Here is a 25,978-nt window from a genome sequence, read left to right as displayed (position 1 = left end):
AGTTTCCACAAACGATACGGGGAGGCTCATGCCTCCCCGCCTTATATAGTGTTTCAGCTTAACCCCAGTTCATGCCAGATTCGCTGCACCTGGCGCCGTTCGTCAGCGAACTGGTCCCCGGCCACCGTACCGGCCTCGTTCTGCAGGGCCTGGCGGTGAGCGGCGGAACGGTAGGCTTTATACACCTCGCGCAGCAAATGGGCATCGGCGGCGGGCATTAGCCCGACCTGCTCCAGGCCTTCCAGAATGCGGATATTGTCGGTGTAGCGCAGCAACGATGGATGTTGCGCAGACCACGCCAGAGCCGCGTATTGCACCATAAATTCAATATCGACGATACCTCCGGCGTCCTGCTTGAGGTCGAACGACGCCGTGGGTTCGAAGGCATTCGCCGCCGTTCCCGCCGCCGTGGACTTGGTGCCGAGGTTGTCGCGCATCTTGGCGCGCATCTCGCTGACCTCCTGGCGCAGCTTGTCCAGGTCCTGCGCACGGCCCAGCACTTGCGCCCGTACCTGCTCGAAAGCACGGCCCACATCCTGACTGCCTACCAGCACTCGCGCACGCACCAGCGCCTGGTGCTCCCAGGTCCAGGCTTCGTTTTCCTGATAACGCGCAAATGCGCCCAGGGAACTCACCAGCAAACCGGATGCGCCCGAAGGCCGCAGGCGCATGTCCACTTCATACAACTGGCCCGAGTTGGTCTGGGTGGTCAGCAGATGAATGATTCGCTGCCCCAGCCGGGTAAAGAACTGCGCGCCATCGATCGGCTTGGCACCGTCGGTTTCGGCCTGGGGGTCACCGTCATGGATAAACACCAGGTCCAGGTCCGAACCATGCCCCAATTCGATGCCGCCGACTTTCCCATAACCGACAATGATGAAGCCAGGATCGCACAAGGTGCCGTCCACCCGTTGCGGCGAGCCGTAGCGGGCAACCGTCTGGCGCCAGGCCAGGGCCAGCACTTGTTCGAGGATGGCTTCGGCGAGCCAGGTCAGGTAGTCGCTGACTTTCATCAGCGGCAGGCTGCCAGCGATTTCCGAGGCGGCCACCCGCAGGCGGTGGGCCAGCTTGAAGTGGCGCAGGGCTTCCATCTGCTGCTCAAGGTCGTCTTCGGGAATACGCGTCAGGCGTTCGCGCAATTCGGCGGCCAGTTCCGGCGCCAGCGGCGGCTTGAACAGGCGGCCTTCGTTGAGCAGTTCGTCCAGCAGCAGCGGGAAGCGAGTGATCTGCTCGGCAATCCACGGGCTGGCGGCGCACAGGGTCAGAAGGCGACGCAGGGCGTCGGGGTTTTCCGTCAGCAACACCAGATAAGCGGAACGCCGGGCGACGGCTTCGACCAAGGGCAGGACGCGCTCCAGTACCAGGTCCGGGTTGGCATGTTCGACGGCCTGGGCCAGCAAGCGCGGGATAAATGCATCCAGACGCTCGCGACCCAGGCGCTGCATGGCACGCAATTGCGGACTGCTGCGCAGGCCGGCCAGGGTTTTCAAGGCTTTGGGCGCGTCGGTAAAACCGCCTTCCTGCAACTGACGGCAGGCGGCTTCCTCGTCCTGGGACTCTTCCCACAACGGCAACCACTCACCGCCCACCACCAACTCGCTCTCTTCGCCCTCTTCTTCATCCGGATCGGCAATCACCTGGCGGAAATGCCAGTCCACCCGGCCACGCCAGTACATCAGGCGCTCATGAAACGCGGTCCAGTCCGGAAAGCCCAGCATAAAGGCAATCCGCGCCTGGTCTTCGGTGCCATCCGGGAGCATCTGCGTCTGGCGATCGGCGATCGCCTGGATCGCGTGCTCGGTGTAGCGCAGGAATTCATAGCCATCGCGCAGCTCGGCGACCACCGCCGGCGGCAGGTAACCCTGGCCTTCCAGGGTACCCAGCACTTTTAACAGTGGGCGCTGCTGCAGGCTCAGGTCACGGCCACCGTGGATCAGCTGGAACGCCTGGGCGATAAATTCGACTTCACGGATGCCGCCCGAGCCGAGCTTGATGTTCTCGGCCATGCCCTTGCGCCGCACTTCCTGCTGGATCAGCTGCTTCATGGTGCGCAGCGCTTCGATGGCGGAGAAGTCCAGGTAACGCCGGTAGACAAACGGTCGCAGCATGTCGAGAAGTTGCGCACCGGCCACCTGGTCACCGGCCACCACCCGCGCCTTGATCATGGCGTAGCGTTCCCAGTCGCGGCCCTGGTCCTGGTAGTACTGCTCCAGCGCGTTGAAGCTGAGCACCAGCGCCCCGGCTGAACCGTAAGGTCGCAGGCGCATGTCGACCCGGAACACAAAGCCGTCGACGGTCATCGGGTCCAGGGCCTTGATCAGTTTTTGACCAAGGCGGATGAAGAACTCCTGGTTGTCCAGCGAGCGCTTCACGCCAACCGTGTCGCCGCCTTCGGGATAGGCGAAGATCAGGTCGATGTCGGACGACAGGTTCAGCTCCACTGCGCCGAGCTTGCCCATGCCGAGGATGACCATGTGCTGCGGTTCGCCGCTGCGACGGCCCGTGGGTGTGCCGAACAATACGCAGTGGCGCTGGTACAACCACTGATAGGCCTGGTCGATGCTGGCGTCGGCCATGTCCGACAGGTCGCGGCAGGTTTGCACCAGGTCCGCCTGTCGGGTCAGGTCGCGCCAGATGATCCGCACCTGCTGGCGGGTGCGCTGGCGGCGCAGAACCCGGCCCAGTTCGTCTTCTGTCTCGGCTTGTTGCACGGCCGTTGCAATCTGCCCGCACAGCTCGCCGGGGGCAAAGCTGCGGTCCAGTTCGCCCCAGGCCACCAGCTCGAGCAACATCAAAGGGTCACGAACACTCTGTTCAATGACGAAATCACTGGCGGCGCACACACGGGCGAAGTCAGCCCAACGTTGCGGCGTCCACTCAGAAAGGCCATTATCGCCGTCCAATCCGGCCACGGCGTCACGAAATGACTGCTCGGCCCGCTTGGCAAATGGAAGCAGGATGGCCGGGAGTTCGGCCTGCATTGGAAGGCTCATGGTCTATCCTTGATCGGCGCGTAAAGGGCTTGTAGCTGTGAACGCAAGAACCACGCTCGGTGAAGGACTGTCGAACAAAGGTTAGAAATAGCTGAAAATTTTTCTTTTTTGGCAGTCAACATCAAATCTCTACCCTTTCTTGTTCGCAAAAGATCAACAATAACGATTATGCTCGCCAGCTAGACCGAGCAATCCGCTCAGTCTTGTGTAGTTTTACTACTCGTATATACATTCGAAAGGCTGAAATGGCCGACGATTTGTAGTAAAACTACAGGACGCCGAAGCAACCTTCGGCCATCCAAGAATTTATGTCGTCTGCCCACAAGGCCAGTCGCAAACTTCAGGCAACCGATTCTGGTAGCCTTTCCGCCCTGGAGCAAGCCATGCAAGACCTCGATCCCGTCGAAACCCAGGAATGGCTGGACGCCCTGGAATCGGTTCTCGACAAAGAAGGCGAAGACCGTGCTCACTACCTGATGACCCGTATGGGCGAACTCGCGACCCGCAGCGGCTCGCAACTGCCCTACGCCATCACCACGCCGTATCGCAACACCATCCCGGTAACCCACGAAGCACGCATGCCTGGCGACCTGTTCATGGAACGCCGCATTCGCTCGCTGGTACGCTGGAACGCCATGGCGATGGTAATGCGCACGAACTTGAAAGATTCTGACCTGGGCGGTCACATCTCCAGCTTCGCTTCCAGCGCAACCCTGTATGACATCGGCTTCAACTACTTCTTCCAGGCCCCGACCGAAGAACATGGCGGCGACCTGATCTACTTCCAGGGCCACACCTCGCCAGGCGTCTACGCCCGTGCGTTCATGGAAGGCCGCATCACCGAAGAACAAATGAACAACTTCCGCCAGGAAGTCGACGGCCAGGGCCTCTCGTCCTATCCGCACCCTTGGCTGATGCCTGATTTCTGGCAGTTCCCGACGGTATCCATGGGCCTGGGCCCGATCCAGGCGATCTACCAGGCACGCTTCATGAAGTACCTGGAAGCCCGTGGCTTCATCCCTGAAGGCAAGCAGAAAGTCTGGTGCTTCCTGGGCGACGGCGAGTGTGACGAGCCGGAATCCCTGGGCGCCATCTCCCTGGCCGGCCGCGAGAAGCTGGACAACCTGATCTTCGTCATCAACTGCAACCTGCAGCGCCTCGACGGCCCGGTTCGCGGCAACGGCAAGATCATCCAGGAACTCGAAGGCGTGTTCCGTGGTGCTCAGTGGAACGTGACCAAAGTCATCTGGGGCCGTTTCTGGGACCCACTGCTGGCCAAGGACGTCGACGGCATCCTGCAACGCCGCATGGACGAAGTCATCGACGGCGAGTACCAGAACTACAAAGCCAAAGACGGCGCGTTCGTACGTGAACACTTCTTCAACACGCCTGAACTCAAGGCAATGGTTGCAGACCTGTCCGACGACGAGATCTGGAAACTCAACCGTGGCGGCCACGACCCGTACAAGGTCTACGCGGCGTACCACGAAGCGGTCAACCACAAAGAACAACCGACCGTCATCCTGGCCAAGACCATCAAGGGTTATGGCACCGGTGCCGGCGAAGCGAAGAACACTGCGCACAACACCAAGAAAGTCGATGTCGACAGCCTGAAGTTGTTCCGCGACCGCTTCGACATCCCGGTCAAGGACGAAGAGCTGGAGAACCTGCCGTTCTTCAAGCCGGAGCCAAACAGCGCCGAAGCCCGCTACCTCAGCGAGCGTCGCACTGCACTGGGCGGTTTCGTGCCACAGCGCCGCGCCAAGAGCTTCAACATCCCGACTCCGCCACTGGATACCCTCAAGGCGATCCTGGACGGCTCGGGCGACCGTGAAATCTCCACCACCATGGCCTTCGTGCGGATCCTCGCGCAGTTGGTCAAGGACAAGGAAATCGGCTCGCGTATCGTGCCGATCATCCCGGACGAAGCCCGTACCTTCGGTATGGAAGGCATGTTCCGTCAGCTGGGCATCTACTCCTCCGTCGGCCAGCTCTACGAGCCAGTCGATAAAGACCAGGTGATGTTCTACAAGGAAGACAAGAAGGGCCAGATCCTCGAAGAAGGCATCAACGAAGCGGGCGCCATGAGCTCCTTCATCGCTGCCGGTACTTCGTACTCCAGCCACAACCAGCCGATGCTGCCGTTCTACATCTTCTACTCGATGTTCGGTTTCCAGCGTATTGGCGACCTGGCTTGGGCAGCAGGCGACAGCCGTACCCGTGGCTTCCTGATCGGCGGTACTGCCGGGCGGACCACGCTGAACGGCGAAGGCCTGCAACACGAAGACGGTCACAGCCACATCCTGGCGGGCACCATCCCGAACTGCCGCACCTTTGATCCAACCTACGGCTATGAGCTGGCGGTGATCATCCAGGACGGCATGAAGAAGATGACCGAAGAGCAGCAGGACGTTTTCTACTACATCACCGTGATGAACGAGTCCTACCAGCAGCCAGCCATGCCGGCCGGTGTCGAGGAAGGCATCATCAAGGGCATGTACCTGCTCGAAGAAGACACCAAGGAAGCCGCTCACCACGTGCAACTGATGGGCTCCGGCACCATCCTGCGCGAAGTGCGTGAAGCTGCAAAAATCCTGCGTGAAGAGTTCAACGTCGGTGCTGACGTATGGAGCGTTACCAGCTTCAACGAACTGCGTCGCGACGGCCTGGCCGTAGAGCGCAGCAACCGCCTGCACCCAGGCCAGAAGCCTGCGCGCACCTACGTCGAAGAGTGCCTGGCTGGCCGTAAGGGTCCGGTTATCGCCTCTACCGACTACATGAAGCTGTTTGCTGAACAAATTCGTCAGTGGGTACCGTCCAAGGAATTCAAAGTCCTGGGCACCGACGGTTTCGGCCGTAGTGACAGCCGCAAGAAGCTGCGTCACTTCTTCGAAGTCGACCGTCACTTCGTGGTGTTGGCAGCCCTGGAAGCCTTGGCTGACCGTGGTGAAATCGAACCCAAGGTGGTAGCAGACGCTATCGTCAAGTTCGGGATCAACCCGGAAAAACGCAACCCACTGGACTGCTGAGGAGACTTTCTGTGAGCGAACTCATTCGCGTACCTGACATCGGCAGCGGTGAAGGTGAAGTAATTGAACTGTTTGTGAAGGTCGGCGACACCGTCGAAGCCGACCAGAGCATCCTGACCCTGGAATCGGACAAGGCGAGCATGGAAATCCCTGCTCCCAAGGCCGGCGTGGTCAAAAGCCTGAAAGTGAAGCTGGGCGACCGCCTGAAAGAAGGCGACGAACTGCTTGAGCTGGAAATCGAAGGTGCCGCTGATGCGGCCCCTGCGGCGGCCGCTCCTGCTGCTGCCCCGGCTCCTGCCGCCGAGAAGCCTGCCGCTGCTGCCGAGGCCCCTGCGGCTCCGGCGGCTGCACCTGCCGCCGAAACAGTCCAGGACATTCATGTTCCGGACATCGGTTCGTCGGGCAAGGCCAAGATCATCGAGCTGCTGGTTAAAGTCGGCGACACCGTCGAAGCTGATCAATCGCTGATCACCCTGGAGTCCGACAAGGCCTCCATGGAAATCCCTTCGCCGGCTGCCGGTGTGGTGGAAAGCATTGCCGTGAAGCTGGAAGACGAAGTCGGCACTGGTGACTTCATCCTCAAGCTGAAAGTAGCGGGCGCTTCGGCTCCTGCTGCTGCCGCTCCGGCCGCCGCTGCTCCGGCCGCCAAGGCTGAAGCCGCACCGGCTGCTGCCGCGCCTGCGCCTGCTGCAAAAGCCGAGGCCGCACCGGCTCCGGCGGCTGCACCTGCGCCAAGCGGTGCCAAGGTTCATGCCGGCCCTGCCGTGCGCCAACTGGCCCGTGAATTCGGCGTCGAGTTGAGCGCGGTAACCGCCAGCGGTCCTCACGGTCGCGTGCTCAAGGAAGACGTGCAGGTTTACGTCAAATCCATGATGCAGAAGGCCAAGGAAGCTCCGGCTGCCGGCGCTGCTACCGGTGGCTCGGGCATTCCGCCGATCCGCACCGTCGACTTCAGCCGCTTCGGCGAAATCGAAGAAGTGCCGATGACCCGCCTGATGCAAATCGGCGCGGCCGGCCTGCACGCCAGCTGGCTGAACATCCCGCACGTGACCCAGTTCGACCAGGCCGACATCACCGACCTGGAAGCATTCCGCGTTGCGCAGAAAGCCGTGGCCGAGAAGGCCGGCGTGAAGCTGACCGTGCTGCCCCTGCTGCTCAAGGCTTGCGCACATTTGCTCAAGGAGCTGCCGGACTTCAACAGTTCGCTGGCGCCAAGCGGCAAGGCGATCATTCGCAAGAAGTACGTGCACATCGGCTTTGCCGTCGACACTCCGGATGGCCTGCTGGTACCGGTCATCAAGAACGTCGACCAGAAGAGCCTGCTGCAGCTTGCCGCTGAGGCTGCTGCACTGGCTGCCAAGGCCCGCGACAAGAAGCTCACCCCGGACGACATGCAGGGCGCGTGCTTCACCATCTCCAGCCTCGGGCACATTGGCGGCACTGGCTTCACGCCAATCGTCAACGCGCCGGAAGTGGCGATCCTGGGTGTTTCCAAGGCCACTATCCAGCCTGTGTGGGACGGTAAAGCGTTCCAGCCGAAGCTGATGCTGCCACTGTCGCTGTCCTACGATCACCGTGTGATCAACGGCGCGGCTGCCGCACGCTTCACCCAGCGCCTGAGCCAGTTGCTGAACGACATCCGCACCATCCTGCTTTAAGCCACAACAGGTCTTCTGCCCATGCAGAAGACCTGGCTTCAACGATTTCCGAGCGCCACGCTCGTACCTCAACCCCGCCAATTGGCGGGGCTTTTTTTGCCTGCTTTCCAGGGAAAACCTGGACACGGAAATCGAGGTTGTACACCGCCCATCACCCCGGTTGCAGAAAACCGCTCGCTGGCCGATAACCCACTTATAGCACTTAGCCTTCATCCTCTCTTGTCAGCCTGTGCTGCATGATGCAACCTTGCCGCAGGCAACAGTAAAGAGGGCGTGAGCCCGGCGCGATGCGCATTTTTCCAAGCGAGTTTCCCCATGAAAAGCCAACCCGATGTCGCCCGTACGGCGGCCGAGGTAGTGACGCAATTACCGGTGCCTTCGCGCCTCGGTATGCTGCGTTTCGAGCGGCTTAATGAGGCTAGCTGGGCCCTGCTGTACCTCGACCCCAATTGCGAACGCCAGTTCGGCCTGCCCGCGATGGAACTGTGCGCCCTGATCGGCTCGCCCTACGCCAGCCTGATGGAGCCCCAGGCGCGCTATCAGCTGCATGATGCGATCCAGGAACAGCTGACCATCAGCCCGCATTACCTGGTGCGCTACACCCTGCACACCAACGACGGCCCGTTGAGCCTGCTGGAACTGGGTGAAGCCTACAAACAACACAATCGTCACCTGCTGCGCGGCTACCTGATGGTGGTCGACGGCCTGTTCAGTGATCTCCCACCGGCCCCTGCGGCAGACCTGGAGAGCCAGAACAGCCGCTTGCAGATTGCCCTGGAACTCAACCAGCGCGCCCAGCAGGAACAACTGCAACACCTTGAGCGGGTACGCGCCCAGCAGGAATTGATCCTGCTGCTGGCCCGCCAGCGCTACAGCACCAACAACTCGCTGCAGGAAGCCGCCGAGCTGATCACCCGCAGTGCCTGCGATATCTACCAGATCGACTGCGCGAGCATCTGGAACCTCGAAAACCAGCATCTGGTGCCGATTTCCGCTTATCACCGCGCCGATCAGCAGCACCACCTGCCAGAGTCTATCGATGCCAGTGGCTTCCCGGATTACCTGGAAGCCCTGCAAACCAGCCGTGCGATCGACGCCACCAACGCCATGCGCGACCCACGCACGCGTGAAATGGCCGAGAGTCTGCGCCCGCGGGACATCCACGCCATGCTCGACGCCAGCATCCGCGTCGATGGCAACGTGGTCGGCGTGTTGTGCCTGGAGCAAAGTGGCAGCACCCGCGTCTGGCAGTCCGACGAGATCGCCTTTGCCGGCGAGCTGGCCGACCAGTTCGCCCAGGTGATCAACAACCACAACCGCCGCACCGCCACCAGTGCCCTGCACTTGTTCCAGCGAGCCGTGGAGCAAAGCGCCAATGCGTTCCTGCTGGTCAATTGCGACGGCGTGGTGGAATACGTCAACCCCAGCTTTACCGCGATCACCCAGTACAGCACCGAAGAAGTCCACGGCCACCAGCTGTCGGAACTGCCGGCGCTGGAGAACCTAAGCGAGCTGCTGTTCGACGCGCCTTCAAGCCTGGCCAAGAGCAACAGTTGGCAAGGCGAGTTCAAGAGCCGGCGCAAGAACCTCGAACCCTACTGGGGCCAGTTGTCGATCTCCAAGGTTTATGGCGACAACCGTGAGTTGACCCATTACATCGGCATCTACGAAGACATCACCCAGACCAAGCTGGCCCAGCAGCGCATCGAGCGGCTGGCCTACACCGACAACCTGACCAACCTGGGCAACCGCCCGGCGTTCATCCGCAACCTGGACGAACGCTTTGCCCGGGACAGCGACAGCCCCATCAGCCTGCTGCTGGTGGACATCGACAACTTCAAGCGGATCAACGACAGCCTCGGCCACCAGACCGGCGACAAGCTGCTGATCAGCCTGGCCCGGCGCCTGCGCAACAGCCTGACCGCCAGTGGCAGCCTGGCGCGGTTTGCCAGTAACGAATTTGCCGTGCTGCTGGACGATACCGACCTTGAAACCGGCCAGCAGGTCGCCAGCCAGTTGCTGGCCACCCTCGACAAGCCGATGTTCGTCGACAACCAGCTGATCAGCGTCACCGGCTCCGTGGGCCTCGCCTGCGCGCCGCTGCATGGCCGTGACCCGCAGACCCTGATGCGCAACGCCGGCCTGGCGCTGCACAAGGCCAAGGCCAACGGCAAACACCAGGTGCAGGTATTTACCGAAGCGCTGAATGCCGAAGCCAGCTACAAGCTGTTCGTGGAAAACAATCTGCGCCGCGCCCTGACCCAGAACGAACTGGACGTGTTCTACCAGCCCAAGCTGTGCCTGCGCAGCGGTCGTCTGCTGGGGATGGAAGCGTTGTTACGCTGGAACCATCCGGAAAAGGGCATGATCCGCCCCGATCAATTCATCAGCGTGGCTGAAGAGACCGGGCTGATCATCCCCATCGGCAAATGGATCGCCCGCCAGGCCTGCCGCATGAGCCGACAACTGACCGCTGCCGGCATGGGCAACCTGCAAGTGGCGATCAACCTGTCGCCCAAGCAGTTTTCCGACCCGGACCTGGTGGCCTCGATTGCCACGATCCTCAAGGAAGAACAGTTGCCGGCCAACCTGCTGGAACTGGAGTTGACCGAAGGCCTGCTGCTGGAAGCCACCGAAGACACGCGCCTGCAACTGGACCAACTGAAGAGCTTCGGCTTGACCCTGGCGATGGATGACTTCGGTACCGGTTACTCGTCGCTGAGCTACCTGAAAAAATTCCCGATCGACATCATCAAGATTGATCGCAGCTTCATCCATGAAATCCCGGACAACCAGGACGACATGGAAATCACCTCGGCGGTGATCGCCATGGCCCACAACCTCAAGCTCAAGGTGGTGGCCGAAGGCATCGAGACCGCCGAGCAGCTGGCGTTCCTGCGCCGCCACCGTTGCGACGTCGGCCAGGGCTACCTGTTCGACCGGCCAATCCCGGGGGCCGAGCTGCTGACGATGCTTAAACGCTATCCTCGCGGGCCAATCGCCTGACAGCGCGGTAACACTCGGGCACACTGGCAGTCTGAACTCTTACTTGTAACTCAATCTGACTGAGAGGACTGATCATGGTCTTGCGCTCGGAAATCCTGGTGAATAAAAACGTGCTTCCCACTCAAGAACAAGCTTTGCCTGGCCGTGAAACCCCGATGTCGCTGCCCGAGACGCACTTCGTCAACGGCAACCCCCTGCTGGGCCCCTTTGTCGACAACGTAGAGTTTGCGATCTTCGGCCTGGGTTGCTTCTGGGGTGCAGAGCGTCGTTTCTGGCAGCGCGACGGTGTGGTCAGCACGGTGGTGGGCTATGCCGGCGGCTACACGCCGAACCCGACGTATGAAGAAGTCTGCTCGGGCCTGACCGGCCACAGCGAAGTGGTGTTGGTGGTGTTTGACCAGGACAAGATCAGCTACGAAGAGCTGCTGAAAATGTTCTGGGAACTGCACAACCCGACCCAGGGCATGCGCCAGGGCAATGACATCGGCAGCCAGTATCGTTCGGTGATCTACGCGGTCAAGCCGGAGCACCTGGAGGCGGCGAAGGCCAGCGCAGAGGCTTATCAGGCGGAATTGACCAAGGCCGGCCTGGGCACCATCACCACCGAAATCGAAGAAGCGCCGACGGTGTATTTCGCCGAGGCGTACCACCAGCAGTACCTGGCGAAGAATCCGCAGGGTTACTGCGGAATCGGCGGCACCGGCGTGACCTGCCCGATCTAAGAGCGACACCGATAAAAATGTGGGAGCGGGCTTGCTCGCGAAAGCGGAGTGTCAGTCACTGAATGTGTTTCTGATACACCGCTTTCGCGAGCAAGCCCGCTCCCACATTGGGTCTTCAATACCTTGCGATTGGCTTACTCGGCGATAAGCCAATCCATCTGCCAGCCACCCTGGGTTTGCCCAAGCTGCTTGGACAACCACGGCAGCAGCTCACGCAACTCCTCCTCCAGCCCCCACGGCGGATTGGCAATCGCCAGACCCGAACCGGTCAGGGTGTTGGGCGTGTCCAGCGGATGCACCAGCAATTCCACCCGCAGCAACTTCGGCGCACCGGTACCGGCCAGGTCCTGGTAGAAGCGGCGCAGCATGCGCTGGTCCTTCACCGGGTACCAGATCGCAGCCACCGTCTGGCGCATCCGGCTCACGGCTTCCTTGAGGGACGCGGCGCAGCGCTGCATCTCGTCGAGCTTCTCGAACGGCGGGTCTATCAACATCAACGCACGCTTTTCCGGCACCGGCAGCAATGCCCGTGGCACGTGCCAACCTTCGCCAAGGTGGACTTTCACCCGACGATCACCCTTCATGTTGTCCTTGAGCAGCAGGCCGTCTTCCGGGTGCTTTTCGTTGAGCAGCACGCGGTCCTGAGGACGAGTCAGGCGTCGCGCCAGCTCCGGCGAACCCGGGTAGTAGCGCAACTCGCCATCCGGGTTCATCTCGTGCAGCACACGCATGTAATCGGCGGTCAGCGGCGGCAGGTCGGCCTGGCCCCACAGGCGGGCGATGCCTTCCAGGTATTCACCGGTACGGTTCGCCTGGTCGCCCTGCAGGTCGTACAGACCAATGCCGGCGTGGGTGTCGAGATAGGCAAACGGCTGCTCCTTGCGCGACATCAGGGCGATGAGGCGGGTCAAGGTCAGGTGTTTGAAGACATCGGCGTGGTTGCCGGCGTGATAGGCGTGACGATAATTCATGGTTGCTCCTGCGCAGGGGGCGAAGTTTACCTTTTACGCAGGCAAAGGTGCAGGGCTGCGCGTCAGGTGGCGCTTATGCCGCAAACACAGGGGCGCTGCCGAAAATAGTCTAATTGGCGGTGCGAAAGCGGATTTATTGTGGCGAGCAATTATCCATGGAGGTCATAACAACTCATGAAAGACGCCACCATCGCTTTGCACCATGGCTTCAAGTCGGACCCGACTACCAAGGCCGTCGCCGTGCCGATCTACCAGAACGTCGCTTTCGAATTCGATAACGCCCAGCACGGCGCCGACCTGTTCAACCTCGACGTGCCCGGCAATATCTACACGCGCATCATGAACCCCACCAACGACGTGCTGGAGCAACGCATCGCAGCACTCGAAGGCGGCATCGCGGCCCTGGCGGTGTCGGCCGGCAGCGCGGCGATCCACTACGCGATCCAGACCCTGACCCGTGCCGGTGACAACATCGTCACCACCCCGCAGCTGTACGGTGGCACCTACACCCTGTTCGCCCACTTGCTGCCGAGCTTCGGCGTTGACGTGCGCTTCGCCCGTGACGACTCCGCCGAAGCCATCGCCGAGCTGATCGATGACAACACCAAACTGGTGTACTGCGAGAGCATCGGCAACCCGGCAGGCAATATCATCGATATCGAAGCCCTGGCCAACGTCGCCCACGCCCGTGGCGTGCCGCTGATGGTGGACAACACCGTGGCCACGCCAATCCTGTGCAAGCCGATCCAGTTCGGCGCAGACATCGTCGTGCATTCGGTGACCAAATACGTGGGCGGCCACGGCAACTCGCTGGGTGGCGTGATCGTCGACAGCGGCACCTTTCCCTGGACCCAGTACCCGAAGAAATTCCCCGGACTCAACCAGCCGGAGCCGGCCTATCACGGTGTGGTCTACACCGAAAAATTCGGCCCGGCGGCGTTCATTGCCCGCGCCCGTACCGTGCCGCTGCGCAACACCGGCGCGGCCCTGGCGCCGATGAATGCATTCCTGCTGCTGCAAGGCCTGGAAACCCTGGCCCTGCGCATGGAGCGCCACACCGAAAACGCCTTGAAGATTGCCCACTTCCTGCAAGACCACGCACTGGTGGAGTGGGTCAGCTACGCCGGCCTGCCGGATCACCCCCACCATCACCTGGCGCAGAAATACATGCAGGGCAAACCGTCGGCGATTCTGTCCTTCGGCCTGAAGGGTGGTTATGAGGCGGGCGTGCGTTTCTACGATTCGCTGCAGATCTTCAAGCGCCTGGTGAACATTGGCGATGCCAAGTCCCTGGCCTGCCACCCGGCGTCCACCACCCATCGCCAGATGAATGAACAGGAGCAGGCGAAGGCCGGGGTGAAGCCGGAGATGATTCGCCTGTCTGTCGGCATTGAGGCGATTGAGGACCTGATCGAAGACTTGCAGCAGTCGCTGGCCTCAACCCAGCTCTGAGGCCAGCCAGGCGGCCAGCGCCTGATGGCTGACATCCGGCCGGCGCACGAAGTAGGCGACCTTGTGCTTCAAGGTCGCCGGCACAAAGGCGCTGTACAGGTCCGGGCGCTGTTCTTCCAGCCATTGCAACAGGTTGTCCACCTGCGTAACGCTCGATTGCTCACCCAGGCGCTGGAGAACATGCGGCGGCACTTGCCACCATGGGCCGGGCTTTGCCGCTCCCGCCGCCGTAACCGCTACCTCATGCTGGCGACCATTGATCCAGTAGCGACTGAACACCGGGAGCAACTCCTTTGCCTGTGGCCCCAGCGCCTGCAACACAGGCAGGACATAAGCACCGTCCCAGAAGCGAAAGAACACCGCCGGCCCTTCCGGCAACAGTACCTTGGTCAGGCTGCGCAGATGCTCGACGACGGTGTGCAAGGAACAGGACGATACCGCCAGCCAACCCCAGTCGATACCTTCGCATTCGGCGGCCCATTTCAGAAAAGCGCTGTCCACGGCGACCACCGCGACGTAGGGCATGACCTCCTCCCACGCTGCATACTCGCTGCCCGCCCAGATGGAGCTAAGTGCACGTCCGTCGGTACGCCGCCACGCATCGAACGGCTTGCAGTCGCTGGCATTGCCCATCACCGCAAACAACTGCTCGCCCACCTGCAACGGCGCAGCCTCAAGCCACTGCCCGGGAGAAATCATGGCGCACCCGCGGGCAGTGATGTATTGCGATGCAGGGGCGTATTGCACACGCCATTCCTGCAGCGCTCGCACTCTTCGCAAAAGGGTGCGCTGCGCTTCAGGCTTAACACCTGGACGGCACTCAACGGTGCAGGTATTACCGCCAGCAACTTTTCCTGCAGCCCCGGCGTCAGCGGCGCTCCCGCCGGTGCCGGGGAGCCGCCAAGCTGGATTTGCGTGCTGCTGAAAATCCCGCCCGCCGAAACGTTGATCCACTGCCCACCGGCCTGGAGGGTCACGCTGGCACCCGCATCAATAACGACGTTTTGCCCGGCACCGATGTGAATGGTCAACCCGGCACGTACCTGCTGGGAGCCCGCGACCATCAGGTGATCGTCCTGCTTGAGTTCGGTCAGGCGGTTGCCGTGGGTGGTGCGCTGTTCTTCGCCCTGAAGCTCGTGACGATCAAGGCCTTTGACGATCACATCGCGCTGGTTGTCGACCTGCACGTGCTGGTCGTGCAATACATGCTGGGTCCAGTTGCGCTGGGCGCGCAGGTAGATTTCCTCGGCACCCTTGCGGTCCTCGATGCGCAGCTCGTTGTAGCCACCGCCGCCGGGGCTGGTCTGGCTACGGAAGATGCTGCGGGTCTTGTCGGCTGGCAGGTCCAGCGGCACCGGCGTGGCGGCATTGGCCAGGCAACCGACCACCAGCGGCGTGTCGGCGTCGCCGTCGACGAAACCCACCAGCACCTCCATGCCCACCCGCGGGATCAACACCGAGCCGTAGTGCTCATGGGCCCAGCCACTGGCCACCCGCAGCCAGCAACTGGAATGTTCGTCGTGCTCCCCGGCGCGATCCCAGGCCATCTGCACCTTGACCCGGCCATACTCGTCACAATGGATCTCGCTGCCTGCCGGCCCTGTCACCACGGCGTTTTGATAGCCAGACACCGGCGGTCGCGATACCAGCAGCGGTGTTCGAAACGGCACCTCCCATGGCGTTACGACAAAGTGATTGCTGTAGCCCTGAGCCGATTCATCACCTGAGGCGTCGATGGCCGACTCCTCCAGCACCTGAGGCTGGCGCCCTGCATGCGTCACCTGGGTGACCAGCCACAAATCATTCCATTCCTGGCGAGGATGCCCTCCCATCCTCAGGAACTGCCCGCTGACCAGGGACGGCTGGTCGCTATGGCCACTGGCCTGGCGAAAGTCACCGCGATGGCGCTCCAACCTACGTTGCGCCAGGTATTTACCATGAGCGCGATCCGTAAAATTCCCGGGATAACACTGTTCCTCCAGCATGGGACGCTGGCCGCCGGACGCCGTGCTTTCCAAGCTCAGGCGTGGCTTTCTGAAGTCGTAGTCCCGCAGATTCACATCGGTGGTACGGGTCTTCAACCGCAGGGTAAAACGCTTGATCACCGGCGTGTCGGCAACCATCCCCGAACCCGCCGCGTATTGAGTGGCTTGCTCAGGCTGGGCGAACACGCTCTGGTCATCGCCGAACACCAAAAGGTGGCGCTCGGGGTGATGCTGGAAGTGGTAGTGAATGCCCGACTCGGCGCACAAGCGCTGGATGAACGCCAGATCGGTTTCGCCAAACTGAACGCAGTACTCACGCTCGGGGTACACCCCGCTCAGTTGAAACGAGAAGGCATCCGCCTGGATACCCTGCCCTTCCAGCACCAGTGCAATGATCTGCGGCACCGTCCGGTTCTGGAAAATCCGCTGGTGAGCGCTGTGCTCAAGATAAGCCAACCGCGGAACCAGCGTGATCTGATAACGCGTCAGGCGCTTGCCCGAGTCGCCTTGTGCCACCCGATAAACTTGGCCATGAATACCATGGCCATGCGCATCAAACCCCAGGAACGCCTGGCGATGCATCAAGCTTTCCAGGTCAAGGTCGGGCTGCTCGCTGACCAGTTCAAGGTCAAAACGATAGGGCAGGCTGATGAATTCATCGCCAGTGAACTCACGTACCTTGAGAACACTTGGCACACCGTCGAGGGTCAGGCTAAAGGCACTTTGATTGGCAGGAGCGAACATCCGGTGTTTCTCTGCGAGTAGTGGGTGGCCGATTCTGCACCAGCTGTTTGCCGAGCTGAGTGCGCTTCAGGCAAATCAGTAAATCCCTACATCGCAGGCGCTTTAATCTTCATGTATCAGGCATCGAAGCCCTACCACCAGCGTGCTAGCTTATTCGTCCCCCGTCGCCCCATGACAATGGAAAAAACATGGCCACCCGCTACGCAAAAATCGTCCTGACCCTTGCCCTGGCAGCCTTCGCCACACTCGTGGCCTTCAGCAACATCACCGACTACGGCTCCAACTTTGCCTTCGTCAAACATGTGCTGAGCATGGACACCACCTTCCCCGGCAACGCCGCGATGTATCGCGCCATCACCACCCCATGGCTGTGGCACGGTGCATATTGGCTGATCATCGCCGGTGAAGCACTGACGGCCGTGCTGCTGGCGCGTGGAGCACTGGCCTTGTGGCGGGCTCGTCGTGCCACAGGTATCGACTTCAATCGCGCCAAGAAAAGCGCAATCGTCGGGCTGACCCTGGGTTTCGTGGTGTGGTTCTTCGGCTTTATGGTGATCGGCGGCGAGTGGTTCCTGATGTGGCAATCCCATCAGTGGAACGGCCAGGAAGCGGCGTTCAAGTTCTATATGGCGATCCTGGGTGTGCTGATTTTTCTCAACCAGCCGGACACTGACCACGACTGAAAAACCACGAATTCAAAATCGGTGGATGCCCTTTCACAAACTACTGTCAGATAGCTGACGGTAGTTTGTAGCCCTTTTCCCAAAGTATAAAAACCGCCTCACATTCAACGCTCACAGCCACCAGGCGAGCGCTTACATTGGCCGTTTACTTCAGTGATCATCTGAACCTGTGAAAACAACACTGCGAGATCTGGAAGGCAAAAAAAACGGCCCGTCATCCAAAAGATGCGGGCCGTTTTCACTTCAGCGGGCATTCAAGCCCCCGCCGATTACTTGTTGAGGTTGTAATCCGCCTCGGCTGCGTCAAACCGCTGAAGCATGCCAGCCGTCGGAGCGCCCAGCTTGCTCACGAAGTAGATCGCCAGGCTGGCGAAGATGAAGCCCGGGATGATTTCGTACAGGCCAAACAGGCTGAAGTGCTTCCACACGATCACGGTGATCGCACCCACCAGGATGCCGGCCAATGCGCCATTACGCGTCATGCCTTTCCACAGTACGGAGATCAGTACCACAGGACCGAACGCAGCACCGAAACCGGCCCAGGCGTAGCTCACCAGGCCCAGTACGCGGTTTTCCGGGTTGGCGGCCATGGCGATGGCGATCAGCGCCACCAACAGCACCATGGCGCGACCGACCCATACCAGCTCGACCTGGGAGGCGTTTTTACGCAGGAAGGTTTTGTAGAAGTCTTCGGTGAGGGCACTGGAGCACACCAGCAACTGGCAGCTCAGGGTGCTCATTACCGCCGCCAGGATGGCCGACAGCAGCACACCGGCAATCCATGGGTTGAAGAGCAGCTTGGCCAGCTCGATGAACACACGCTCGTGGTTCTCGGTCACGGGACCGGCGACTTCCGGGTGCGCCGAGAAGTAGGCGATACCGAAGAAGCCCACCGCCACGGTGCCGCCCAGGCACAGGATCATCCAGGTCATGGAGATGCGACGTGCGTTGGCAATAGATTTCACCGAATCCGCCGCCATGAAACGCGCGAGGATGTGCGGCTGGCCGAAGTAACCCAGGCCCCAGCCCATCAGCGAAATGATGCCGATGAAGGTGGTGTTTTTCAGCATGTTGAAGTTGTCAGGGTTCTGCGCTTCGATCGCCAGGAAGGTGGTGTCGACGCCACCGGTGGCCAGCAGCACGATGATCGGGGTCAACAACAAGGCGAAGATCATCAGCGTGGCTTGCACGGTGTCGGTCCAGCTCACGGCCAGGAAACCACCGACGAAGGTGTAGGCAATGGTCGCGGCAGCACCGGCCCACAGCGCGGTCTCGTAGGACATGCCGAAGGTGCTTTCAAACAGACGGGCGCCAGCCACGATGCCGGAAGCGCAGTAGATGGTGAAGAACACTAGGATCACCACCGCAGAGATGATTCGCAGCAGGCCGCTTTTATCTTCGAAACGGCTGGAGAAGTAATCCGGCAGGGTCAGGGCGTCGCCGTTGTGCTCGGTCTGCACCCGCAGGCGGCCGGCTACAAACAGCCAGTTCAGGTAGGCACCGACGATCAGGCCGATGGCGATCCAGCTTTCCGACAGGCCAGACATGTAGATCGCGCCGGGCAAGCCCATCAGCAACCAGCCGCTCATGTCCGAGGCACCGGCCGAAAGCGCGGTAACCACGCTGCCGAGGCTGCGACCGCCGAGGATGTAGTCGGAAAGGTTGTTGGTGGAGCGATAGGCCATAAAGCCGATCAGCACCATGGCAGCGATATAGATCACAAATGTGATCAGGGTAGGATTACTTACGCTCATTGAGTTACGCCCTGGCTTTGTTTTTATGTAGCGGCGGTCTGTCCGGACGGCCATCCACTTTGCTAGTGGATAGACGAAGCCTGGCGCCGCGCATTTATGACTGACGTTTCCCCAGGAAAGCCATCAGCCGATGAACCGTCAGTAAGAGGTTGCACCTTGGGCGCGAATGCTATTCAACAAAGCAAATAAGGTGCAACCAGTTTCTTGAGAATAAGTTGCACCTCGATGTTTTTTGTGGAAAACACCGTGTTTTTGCTCCTTTTCGGAGCAAGAGCAGCCAAAGTCATAAGCAAATGCACCAAGGCGCAGCCGATTCGGCTGCGACGATAATTTTTCCCGATCAGCATCAAAAATTTCATGGATAAAAAGGGTTGCACCCGGTTGCACCTCTCTCGGCGCAAAGCTAATCTTGCCGCCAGCTGATGCCACGCAGTAGTGGCACCCATGAGGATAAAAAGATGGCTACGACCACCCTTGGGGTCAAACTTGACGACCCGACCCGCGAGCGCCTGAAGGCGGCCGCGACCTCCATTGATCGCACGCCGCACTGGCTGATCAAGCAGGCGATTTTTAATTACCTGGAGAAACTCGAGGGTGGTGCAACCCTGGCCGAGCTCAACGGCCTGGGCAGCAAGGACGCGGAAGAAGCCGGCGAGGTCCAGACCGACCACGCCCACCAGTGCTTCCTGGAATTTGCCGAAAGCATCCTGCCGCAATCGGTACTGCGCGCCTCGATCACCGCCGCCTACCGTCGCCCGGAGCCGGAAGTGGTGCCGATGCTGATCGAGCAGGCTCGCCTGCCCGCGGCAATGGCCGAGGCCACCAACAAGCTCGCCTCTTCGATCGCCGAGAAACTGCGCAATCAGAAAAGCGCCGGCGGCCGTGCAGGCATCGTCCAGGGCCTGCTGCAGGAATTCTCCCTGTCGTCCCAGGAAGGCGTAGCGCTGATGTGCCTCGCCGAAGCGCTGCTGCGCATCCCGGACAAGGGCACCCGCGACGCACTGATCCGCGACAAGATCAGCACCGGCAACTGGCACCCGCACCTGGGCAACAGCCCGTCGCTGTTCGTCAACGCCGCCACCTGGGGCCTGTTGCTGACCGGCAAACTGGTCGCCACCCACAACGAAGCCGGCCTGACCTCGTCCCTGAGCCGCATCATCGGCAAGAGCGGCGAGCCGATGATCCGCAAGGGCGTCGACATGGCCATGCGCCTGATGGGCGAGCAGTTCGTCACCGGTGAAACCATCGCCGAAGCCCTGGCCAATGCGAGCAAGTTCGAAGCCAAGGGCTTCCGCTATTCCTACGACATGCTCGGTGAAGCCGCACTCACCGAACACGACGCCCAGAAGTACCTGGCCTCGTACGAACAAGCCATCCACTCGATCGGCAAGGCGTCCCACGGTCGCGGGATTTATGAAGGCCCGGGCATTTCCATCAAGCTCTCGGCCCTGCACCCGCGTTACAGCCGTGCGCAGTACGAGCGCGTGATGGACGAGTTGTACCCGCGCCTGCTGTCGCTGACCCTGCTGGCCAAGCAATACGACATCGGTTTGAACATCGACGCCGAAGAAGCCGATCGCCTGGAGCTGTCCCTCGACCTGCTGGAACGCTTGTGCTTCGAGCCGCAACTGACCGGCTGGAACGGCATCGGTTTCGTGATCCAGGCTTACCAGAAGCGTTGCCCGTATGTGATCGACTACGTGATCGACCTGGCACGCCGCAGCCGCCACCGTCTGATGATCCGCCTGGTAAAAGGCGCGTACTGGGACAGCGAAATCAAGCGCGCCCAGGTCGAAGGCCTGGAAGGCTATCCGGTGTACACCCGCAAGGTGTACACCGACGTTTCCTACATTGCCTGCGCACGCAAACTGCTTTCGGTACCGGAAGTTATCTACCCGCAGTTCGCTACCCACAACGCCCACACCCTGTCGGCGATCTACCACATCGCTGGTCAGAACTATTACCCCGGCCAGTACGAGTTCCAATGCCTGCACGGCATGGGCGAACCGCTGTACGAGCAGGTTGTAGGCAAGGTCTCCGAAGGCAAGCTGAACCGTCCGTGCCGCGTGTACGCACCCGTCGGCACCCACGAAACACTGCTGGCTTACCTGGTGCGTCGCTTGCTGGAAAACGGCGCCAACACCTCATTCGTCAACCGTATTGCCGACCAATCCATCTCGATCCAGGAGCTGGTGGCCGATCCAGTGGCCAGCATCGAGCAGATGGCGACGCTGGAAGGCGGCTTCGGCCTGCCGCACCCGCGTATCCCGCTGCCGCGTGACCTGTATGGTGCCGAGCGCGCCAACTCCGCCGGTATCGACCTGGCCAACGAACACCGCCTGGCGTCGCTGTCCTGCGCCTTGCTGGCTACCGCGCATAACAACTGGAAAGCCGCGCCGATGCTCGGTTGCGCTTCCAGCAATGAAGCGGCTGCACCAGTGTTGAACCCGTCGGATCTGCGTGACGTGGTTGGCCACGTACAGGAAGCAACTGTCGAAGACGTCGACAACGCGATCCAGTGTGCCCTGAACGCTGCGCCAATCTGGCAGGCCACCCCGCCCGCCGAACGCGCCGCGATCCTGGAACGTGCCGCCGACCTGATGGAAGGCGAGATCCAGCCGCTGATGGGCCTGCTGGCCCGCGAAGCCGGCAAGACCTTCGCCAACGCCATCGCCGAAGTGCGTGAAGCCGTGGACTTCCTGCGTTACTACGCGGTGCAGGCTCGCAACGATTTCACCAACGACGCTCACCGCCCGCTGGGTCCGGTGGTGTGCATCAGCCCGTGGAACTTCCCGCTGGCGATCTTCAGTGGGCAGGTCGCCGCTGCACTGGCCGCCGGCAACCCGGTACTGGCCAAGCCTGCCGAGCAAACACCGCTGGTGGCCGCACAAGCCGTGCGCCTGCTGCTGGAAGCCGGGATTCCGGAAGGCGTGCTGCAACTGCTGCCGGGCCAGGGCGAAACCGTCGGTGCGCGCCTGGTGGGTGATGATCGCGTCAAGGGCGTGATGTTCACCGGTTCCACTGAGGTTGCGCGCTTGCTGCAACGCAGTGTCGCCGGCCGTCTGGATGCACAGGGTCGTCCGATTCCGCTGATCGCCGAAACCGGTGGCCAGAACGCAATGATCGTCGACTCCTCGGCACTCACCGAACAAGTGGTGATCGACGTAGTGTCGTCGGCCTTCGACAGTGCCGGTCAACGTTGCTCGGCCCTGCGCGTACTGTGCTTGCAGGAAGATTCCGCTGACCGCGTCATCGAAATGCTTAAAGGTGCCATGGCTGAATGCCGCCTCGGCAACCCGGAGCGCCTGTCGGTGGATATTGGCCCGGTGATCGACGCCGAAGCCAAGGCTGGCATCGAGAAACATATCCAGGCCATGCGCGACAAAGGCCGCAACGTTTACCAGGTCGCCATTGCCGATAGCGAAGAGATCAAGCGCGGCACCTTCGTGATGCCAACCCTGATCGAACTGGAAAGCTTCGACGAACTGCAACGGGAGATCTTCGGCCCGGTGCTGCACGTGGTGCGCTACAAGCGCAAAGAGATCGACCAGCTTATCGGCCAGATCAATGCCTCCGGCTATGGCCTGACCCTGGGCGTGCACACCCGCATCGACGAGACCATCGCCAAGGTGATCGACAACGTCCATGCCGGTAACGTCTACGTTAACCGCAACATCGTGGGTGCCGTGGTCGGTGTGCAGCCGTTCGGTGGCGAAGGCTTGTCGGGCACTGGCCCGAAAGCTGGCGGCCCGCTGTATCTGTACCGTCTGCTGTCGACCCGTCCTACGGACGCCATCGAGCAATCCTTCGTCCGTGGTGATGCACTGGCCGCACCGGATGTTCGCCTGCGGGATGCCATGAGCAAGCCGCTGACCGCCCTGAAAGCCTGGGCCGACAGCAGCAAGCTCAGCGACTTGAGCACCCTGTGCGTGCAGTTCGCCGCGCAATCCCAAAGCGGTATCACCCGCCAACTGGCCGGCCCGACCGGCGAGCGCAACAGCTACGCCATCCTGCCCCGCGAGCACGTGTTGTGCCTGGCGGAAGTGGAAGGCGACCTGCTGACGCAACTGGCGGCCGTGCTGGCAGTCGGCGGCTCGGCGGTATGGCCGGAAACTGAATTGACCAAGGCCGTGTTCGCACGCTTGCCAAAGGATATTCAGGCGAAGATCACGCGGGTGGCTGACTGGACCAAGGATGAAACCGTGTTTGATGCCGTGCTGCATCACGGTGATTCCGACCAACTGCGCGGGGTTTGCCAGCAAGTGGCCAAGCGTGGCGGGGCGATTGTCGGGGTTCACGGTTTGTCTTCGGGCGAAACCGGGATTGCCCTGGAGCGCCTGGTGATCGAACGGGCGTTGAGCGTCAACACTGCTGCTGCGGGTGGTAACGCCAGCCTGATGACTATCGGCTAACTGACGAAACGCGGTCAAAATGTGGGAGCGGGCTTGCTCGCGAATGCGCAGTGTCAGTCGCCAGATGTACTGACTGATCCACCGCATTCGCGAGCAAGCCCGCTCCCACACTGACCGTGTTTGCAACTCACCGCTGTTGTTTGGCCCCTCCATCACCCAGATCAATCTTGCTATCCAGCCTCTATTTGCGCACTTAGACTCAGGCCCATTCCCACACAGGTAAGCCGCCATGTCCGAGACGCTGCTCAGTTCCCGCAATCTGGCTTTCGAGCTGTACGAAGTCCTCGATGCCGAGGGCCTGACCCAGCGCGAGCGGTTTGCCGAACACAACCGTGAAACCTTCGACGCCGCCATCGGCACCGCCCGCAGCATTGCCGAGAAGTTCTTCGCCCCGCATAACCGCAAGGGCGACGAGAACGAGCCACGCTACGAAAACGGTCAGGCGATTCTGATTCCCGAGGTGAAACCGGCAGTAGATGCCTTCCTCGAAGCCGGTTTTCTCAACGCCGCCCGCAGCTTCGAAGCCGGTGGCATGCAACTGCCCACCCTGCTCTCCCAGGCGTGTTTCGCCCACTTCCAGTCGGCCAACGCCGCATCCACGTCCTACCCGTTCCTGACCATGGGCGCCGCCAACCTGATCGAGAGCTTCGGCACCGAGGAGCAGAAACAACGCTTCCTGCAACCGATGATCGAAGGCCGCTTCTTTGGCACCATGGCGCTGACCGAGCCCCATGCGGGCTCATCGCTGTCGGATATTCGTACCCGCGCAGAGCCGGCGGCTGACGGCAGCTATCGCCTCAAGGGCAACAAGATCTTCATCTCCGGCGGCGATCACCCGCTGTCGGAGAACATCGTGCACATGGTGCTGGCCAAGCTGCCGGACGCACCTGCCGGGGTGAAGGGCATTTCGCTGTTTATCGTGCCCAAGTTCCTGGTCAACGACGACGGCAGCCTGGGCAAGCGCAACGATGTGCTGCTGGCCGGGCTGTTTCACAAGATGGGCTGGCGTGGCACCACCTCGACCGCGTTGAATTTCGGCGATAACGGCGAGTGCGTCGGCTACCTGTTGGGCCAGCCGCATCAGGGCCTGAGTTGCATGTTCCAGATGATGAACGAAGCGCGGATCGGCGTGGGCATGGGCGCGGTGATGCTGGGTTACGCCGGCTACCTGTATTCCCTGGAATATGCCCGTGAACGTCCCCAAGGCCGCTTGCCCGACAGCAAGGATCCCAACACCGCGCCGGTGTCGATCATCCAGCACGCCGATATCAAACGCATGCTGTTGACCCAAAAAGCCTACGTGGAAGGCGCCTTCGACATTGGCTTGTACGCCGCGCGCCTGTTCGACGACACCACCACCCTGGAAACCGAAGCTGCGCGCAAACAGGCCCACGAACTGCTGGACCTGCTGACGCCGATCGTCAAATCCTGGCCATCGGAGTTTTGCCTGAAGGCCAACGAACTGGCGATCCAGATACTCGGCGGCCACGGCTACACCCGCGAATACCCGGTGGAACAGTACTACCGCGACAACCGCCTGAACCCGATCCATGAAGGCACCCACGGCATTCAGTCGCTGGACTTGCTCGGGCGCAAGCTGGCGCAGAACGGCGGTGCGGGCTTGAAGCAACTGATCCGCCTGATCGCCGAGACCGGCGCACGGGCACAGGAGTATCCGTCGCTGAATGCCTTGCGGGAACCGCTGGAACAACTGGTGGCGCGCCTGCAAGAAGTCACCCTCGGCCTGTTGACGGATCTCGCCCAGGGCAAGGTCAACAGCAGCCTGGCGAATTCGGCGCTGTACCTGAAGGTGTTCGGGCATACGGTGATTGGCTGGCGCTGGCTGGAACAGGCGATTCGCGCCGAGGAAGGGCTGGCCAGGGGCAATGCTGCCGATGTCGCCTTCTATAAGGGCAAGCTCCAGGCAGCCCGGTACTTCCTGACGTGGGAAATACCGGGCTGCCATCATGAACTGGCGATTCTCGAGGCACGCGATGACACGTGCCTGGGGATGCAGGATGAGTGGTTCTAAGGCGTTCCGATTGCCTTGGAAATCACCTCGACCGTGGCGCTGACTTGCTCTTGGTAACGGTCGAGTTCCTGCTGATGGTGCTTTTGCATTTCGATCTGCTCGGCGCACAGGTTCAGCGCCGCCAGCACCAATAGCTTGTCACCGATCAACGTCGGGTACTTTTTCTTGGTGGTGGCCAGGGATGCCTTGAGCATCGTCACGGCGCTCATCAGGGTGTTGTCTTCCCCCTCCGGTGCCTTGATCGAGTAATCCTCACCGAGAATCGAAACGACCTTTATCCCTTCATTCATGCGCCGACAGGACCTGCGCTCACACGCTCAACCAACGCCTGGATACGGGCAGCGGTGGCGCCCTGCTTTTCTTCCTGTTCCATCAGGTTCAGCTGCAAGCTGTCGTTTTCATCCTTGGCGCGAGCCAGTTCGGCCTTGAGGGATTCGTTGGTGCCCAGTAGATCCTGGTTCTGCTGTACCAGGTCGCTGACCAGTTGTTCCAATTGGCTGAGGGATGCTTCTAACATTTTGATTTCTCGGGCTTTTT

16 protein-coding genes are annotated in these 25,978 nt (G+C 61.1%); 8 read left to right on the top strand and 8 right to left on the bottom strand.

The window, feature by feature from the left end:
- Positions 1-53: 53 nt before the first annotated feature.
- Complete coding sequence (gene glnE, locus HX817_RS01745; RefSeq protein ID WP_102367964.1) at positions 54-2,993, bottom strand: bifunctional [glutamate--ammonia ligase]-adenylyl-L-tyrosine phosphorylase/[glutamate--ammonia-ligase] adenylyltransferase; 2,940 nt, start codon at positions 2,991-2,993, stop codon at positions 54-56.
- 383 nt (positions 2,994-3,376) lie between these two features.
- Between glnE and aceE the strand changes: the two genes are divergently transcribed.
- From aceE to msrA, 4 genes are all read left to right on the top strand, one after another.
- Positions 3,377-6,022, top strand: coding sequence for a pyruvate dehydrogenase (acetyl-transferring), homodimeric type (gene aceE / locus HX817_RS01740; protein WP_003209439.1), 2,646 nt, complete (start codon positions 3,377-3,379; stop codon positions 6,020-6,022).
- An 11-nt stretch (positions 6,023-6,033) separates the two neighbouring features.
- Complete coding sequence (gene aceF / locus HX817_RS01735) at positions 6,034-7,680, top strand: dihydrolipoyllysine-residue acetyltransferase (RefSeq protein WP_177039696.1); 1,647 nt, start codon at positions 6,034-6,036, stop codon at positions 7,678-7,680.
- 315 nt (positions 7,681-7,995) lie between these two features.
- A complete protein-coding gene (locus HX817_RS01730; RefSeq protein WP_177036449.1) occupies positions 7,996-10,686 on the top strand; it encodes a bifunctional diguanylate cyclase/phosphodiesterase in 2,691 nt (896 codons plus the stop codon).
- Between the two features lie 74 nt (positions 10,687-10,760).
- On the top strand, positions 10,761-11,408 hold the full coding sequence (gene msrA, locus HX817_RS01725) for a peptide-methionine (S)-S-oxide reductase MsrA (protein ID WP_003209436.1): 648 nt from the start codon (positions 10,761-10,763) through the stop codon (positions 11,406-11,408).
- 134 nt (positions 11,409-11,542) lie between these two features.
- Here msrA and HX817_RS01720 read toward each other — a convergent pair whose 3' ends face one another.
- Positions 11,543-12,379, bottom strand: a complete 837-nt coding sequence (locus tag HX817_RS01720) for a 23S rRNA (adenine(2030)-N(6))-methyltransferase RlmJ (protein ID WP_003209435.1) — start codon at positions 12,377-12,379, stop codon at positions 11,543-11,545.
- A 174-nt stretch (positions 12,380-12,553) separates the two neighbouring features.
- Between HX817_RS01720 and HX817_RS01715 the strand changes: the two genes are divergently transcribed.
- A complete protein-coding gene (locus HX817_RS01715; protein ID WP_177039695.1) occupies positions 12,554-13,831 on the top strand; it encodes an O-acetylhomoserine aminocarboxypropyltransferase/cysteine synthase family protein in 1,278 nt (425 codons plus the stop codon).
- Here HX817_RS01715 and HX817_RS01710 read toward each other — a convergent pair.
- Positions 13,817-14,530 carry a DUF4123 domain-containing protein gene (locus tag HX817_RS01710; RefSeq protein ID WP_177039694.1) on the bottom strand — a complete coding sequence of 238 codons (714 nt, stop codon included), beginning with the start codon at positions 14,528-14,530 and terminating at the stop codon, positions 13,817-13,819. The two genes, HX817_RS01715 and HX817_RS01710, sit on opposite strands and share 15 nt — an antisense overlap.
- Positions 14,527-16,560 (bottom strand): type VI secretion system tip protein VgrG, encoded by a 2,034-nt coding sequence (locus HX817_RS01705; RefSeq protein WP_177039693.1) that lies wholly within the window; start codon positions 16,558-16,560, stop codon positions 14,527-14,529. The genes HX817_RS01710 and HX817_RS01705 overlap by 4 nt, the downstream gene beginning before the upstream one ends.
- A gap of 188 nt (positions 16,561-16,748) precedes the next feature.
- On the opposite strand from HX817_RS01705, the gene HX817_RS01700 reads away from it, so the two are divergent.
- Positions 16,749-17,243, top strand: coding sequence for a DUF2165 family protein (locus HX817_RS01700; RefSeq protein WP_008439179.1), 495 nt, complete (start codon positions 16,749-16,751; stop codon positions 17,241-17,243).
- Positions 17,244-17,512: 269 nt separating this feature from the next.
- Here the strand turns inward: HX817_RS01700 and putP are convergent, their stop codons facing one another.
- Together putP and HX817_RS01690 are read right to left on the bottom strand one after the other, a co-directional pair.
- The gene (putP, locus tag HX817_RS01695) at positions 17,513-18,997 is read right to left on the bottom strand and encodes a sodium/proline symporter PutP (protein ID WP_003209422.1); all 1,485 of its coding nucleotides are present in this window, start codon (positions 18,995-18,997) and stop codon (positions 17,513-17,515) included.
- A gap of 138 nt (positions 18,998-19,135) precedes the next feature.
- The gene (locus tag HX817_RS01690) at positions 19,136-19,426 is read right to left on the bottom strand and encodes a hypothetical protein (protein WP_177039692.1); all 291 of its coding nucleotides are present in this window, start codon (positions 19,424-19,426) and stop codon (positions 19,136-19,138) included.
- Positions 19,427-19,455: 29 nt separating this feature from the next.
- Between HX817_RS01690 and putA the strand changes: the two genes are divergently transcribed.
- A complete protein-coding gene (gene putA, locus HX817_RS01685) occupies positions 19,456-23,409 on the top strand; it encodes a trifunctional transcriptional regulator/proline dehydrogenase/L-glutamate gamma-semialdehyde dehydrogenase (RefSeq protein WP_177039691.1) in 3,954 nt (1,317 codons plus the stop codon).
- 229 nt (positions 23,410-23,638) lie between these two features.
- The gene (locus HX817_RS01680; protein ID WP_177039690.1) at positions 23,639-25,441 is read left to right on the top strand and encodes an acyl-CoA dehydrogenase; all 1,803 of its coding nucleotides are present in this window, start codon (positions 23,639-23,641) and stop codon (positions 25,439-25,441) included.
- Here HX817_RS01680 and HX817_RS01675 read toward each other — a convergent pair.
- Together HX817_RS01675 and HX817_RS01670 are read right to left on the bottom strand one after the other, a co-directional pair.
- Complete coding sequence (locus tag HX817_RS01675; RefSeq protein ID WP_003209415.1) at positions 25,438-25,731, bottom strand: cell division protein ZapA; 294 nt, start codon at positions 25,729-25,731, stop codon at positions 25,438-25,440. The genes HX817_RS01680 and HX817_RS01675 overlap by 4 nt on opposite strands.
- Positions 25,728-25,958: a hypothetical protein gene (locus tag HX817_RS01670; protein WP_010169256.1), complete on the bottom strand. Its 231-nt coding sequence runs from the start codon at positions 25,956-25,958 to the stop codon at positions 25,728-25,730. The genes HX817_RS01675 and HX817_RS01670 overlap by 4 nt, the downstream gene beginning before the upstream one ends.
- Positions 25,959-25,978: the final 20 nt, after the last annotated feature.

This window comes from Pseudomonas sp. C6002, assembly GCF_013385805.1.
Classification (GTDB): Bacteria; Pseudomonadota; Gammaproteobacteria; order Pseudomonadales; family Pseudomonadaceae; genus Aquipseudomonas.
Note: the sequence above shows the minus strand (reverse complement) of the source record. Positions and strands in the feature narration are given on the sequence as shown.

What these genes read in the sequence shown, in the direction of transcription:
- glnE (WP_102367964.1), bottom strand. Translation starts at nt 2,993, where the DNA reads ATGAGCCTTCCAATGCAGGCCGAACTCCCGGCCATCCTGCTTCCATTT.
- aceE (WP_003209439.1), top strand. Translation starts at nt 3,377, where the DNA reads ATGCAAGACCTCGATCCCGTCGAAACCCAGGAATGGCTGGACGCCCTG.
- HX817_RS01730 (WP_177036449.1), top strand. Translation starts at nt 7,996, where the DNA reads ATGAAAAGCCAACCCGATGTCGCCCGTACGGCGGCCGAGGTAGTGACG.
- msrA (WP_003209436.1), top strand. Translation starts at nt 10,761, where the DNA reads ATGGTCTTGCGCTCGGAAATCCTGGTGAATAAAAACGTGCTTCCCACT.
- HX817_RS01720 (WP_003209435.1), bottom strand. Translation starts at nt 12,379, where the DNA reads ATGAATTATCGTCACGCCTATCACGCCGGCAACCACGCCGATGTCTTC.
- HX817_RS01715 (WP_177039695.1), top strand. Translation starts at nt 12,554, where the DNA reads ATGAAAGACGCCACCATCGCTTTGCACCATGGCTTCAAGTCGGACCCG.
- HX817_RS01710 (WP_177039694.1), bottom strand. Translation starts at nt 14,530, where the DNA reads ATGATTTCTCCCGGGCAGTGGCTTGAGGCTGCGCCGTTGCAGGTGGGC.
- HX817_RS01705 (WP_177039693.1), bottom strand. Translation starts at nt 16,560, where the DNA reads ATGTTCGCTCCTGCCAATCAAAGTGCCTTTAGCCTGACCCTCGACGGT.
- HX817_RS01700 (WP_008439179.1), top strand. Translation starts at nt 16,749, where the DNA reads ATGGCCACCCGCTACGCAAAAATCGTCCTGACCCTTGCCCTGGCAGCC.
- putP (WP_003209422.1), bottom strand. Translation starts at nt 18,997, where the DNA reads ATGAGCGTAAGTAATCCTACCCTGATCACATTTGTGATCTATATCGCT.
- putA (WP_177039691.1), top strand. Translation starts at nt 19,456, where the DNA reads ATGGCTACGACCACCCTTGGGGTCAAACTTGACGACCCGACCCGCGAG.
- HX817_RS01680 (WP_177039690.1), top strand. Translation starts at nt 23,639, where the DNA reads ATGTCCGAGACGCTGCTCAGTTCCCGCAATCTGGCTTTCGAGCTGTAC.
- HX817_RS01675 (WP_003209415.1), bottom strand. Translation starts at nt 25,731, where the DNA reads ATGAATGAAGGGATAAAGGTCGTTTCGATTCTCGGTGAGGATTACTCG.
- HX817_RS01670 (WP_010169256.1), bottom strand. Translation starts at nt 25,958, where the DNA reads ATGTTAGAAGCATCCCTCAGCCAATTGGAACAACTGGTCAGCGACCTG.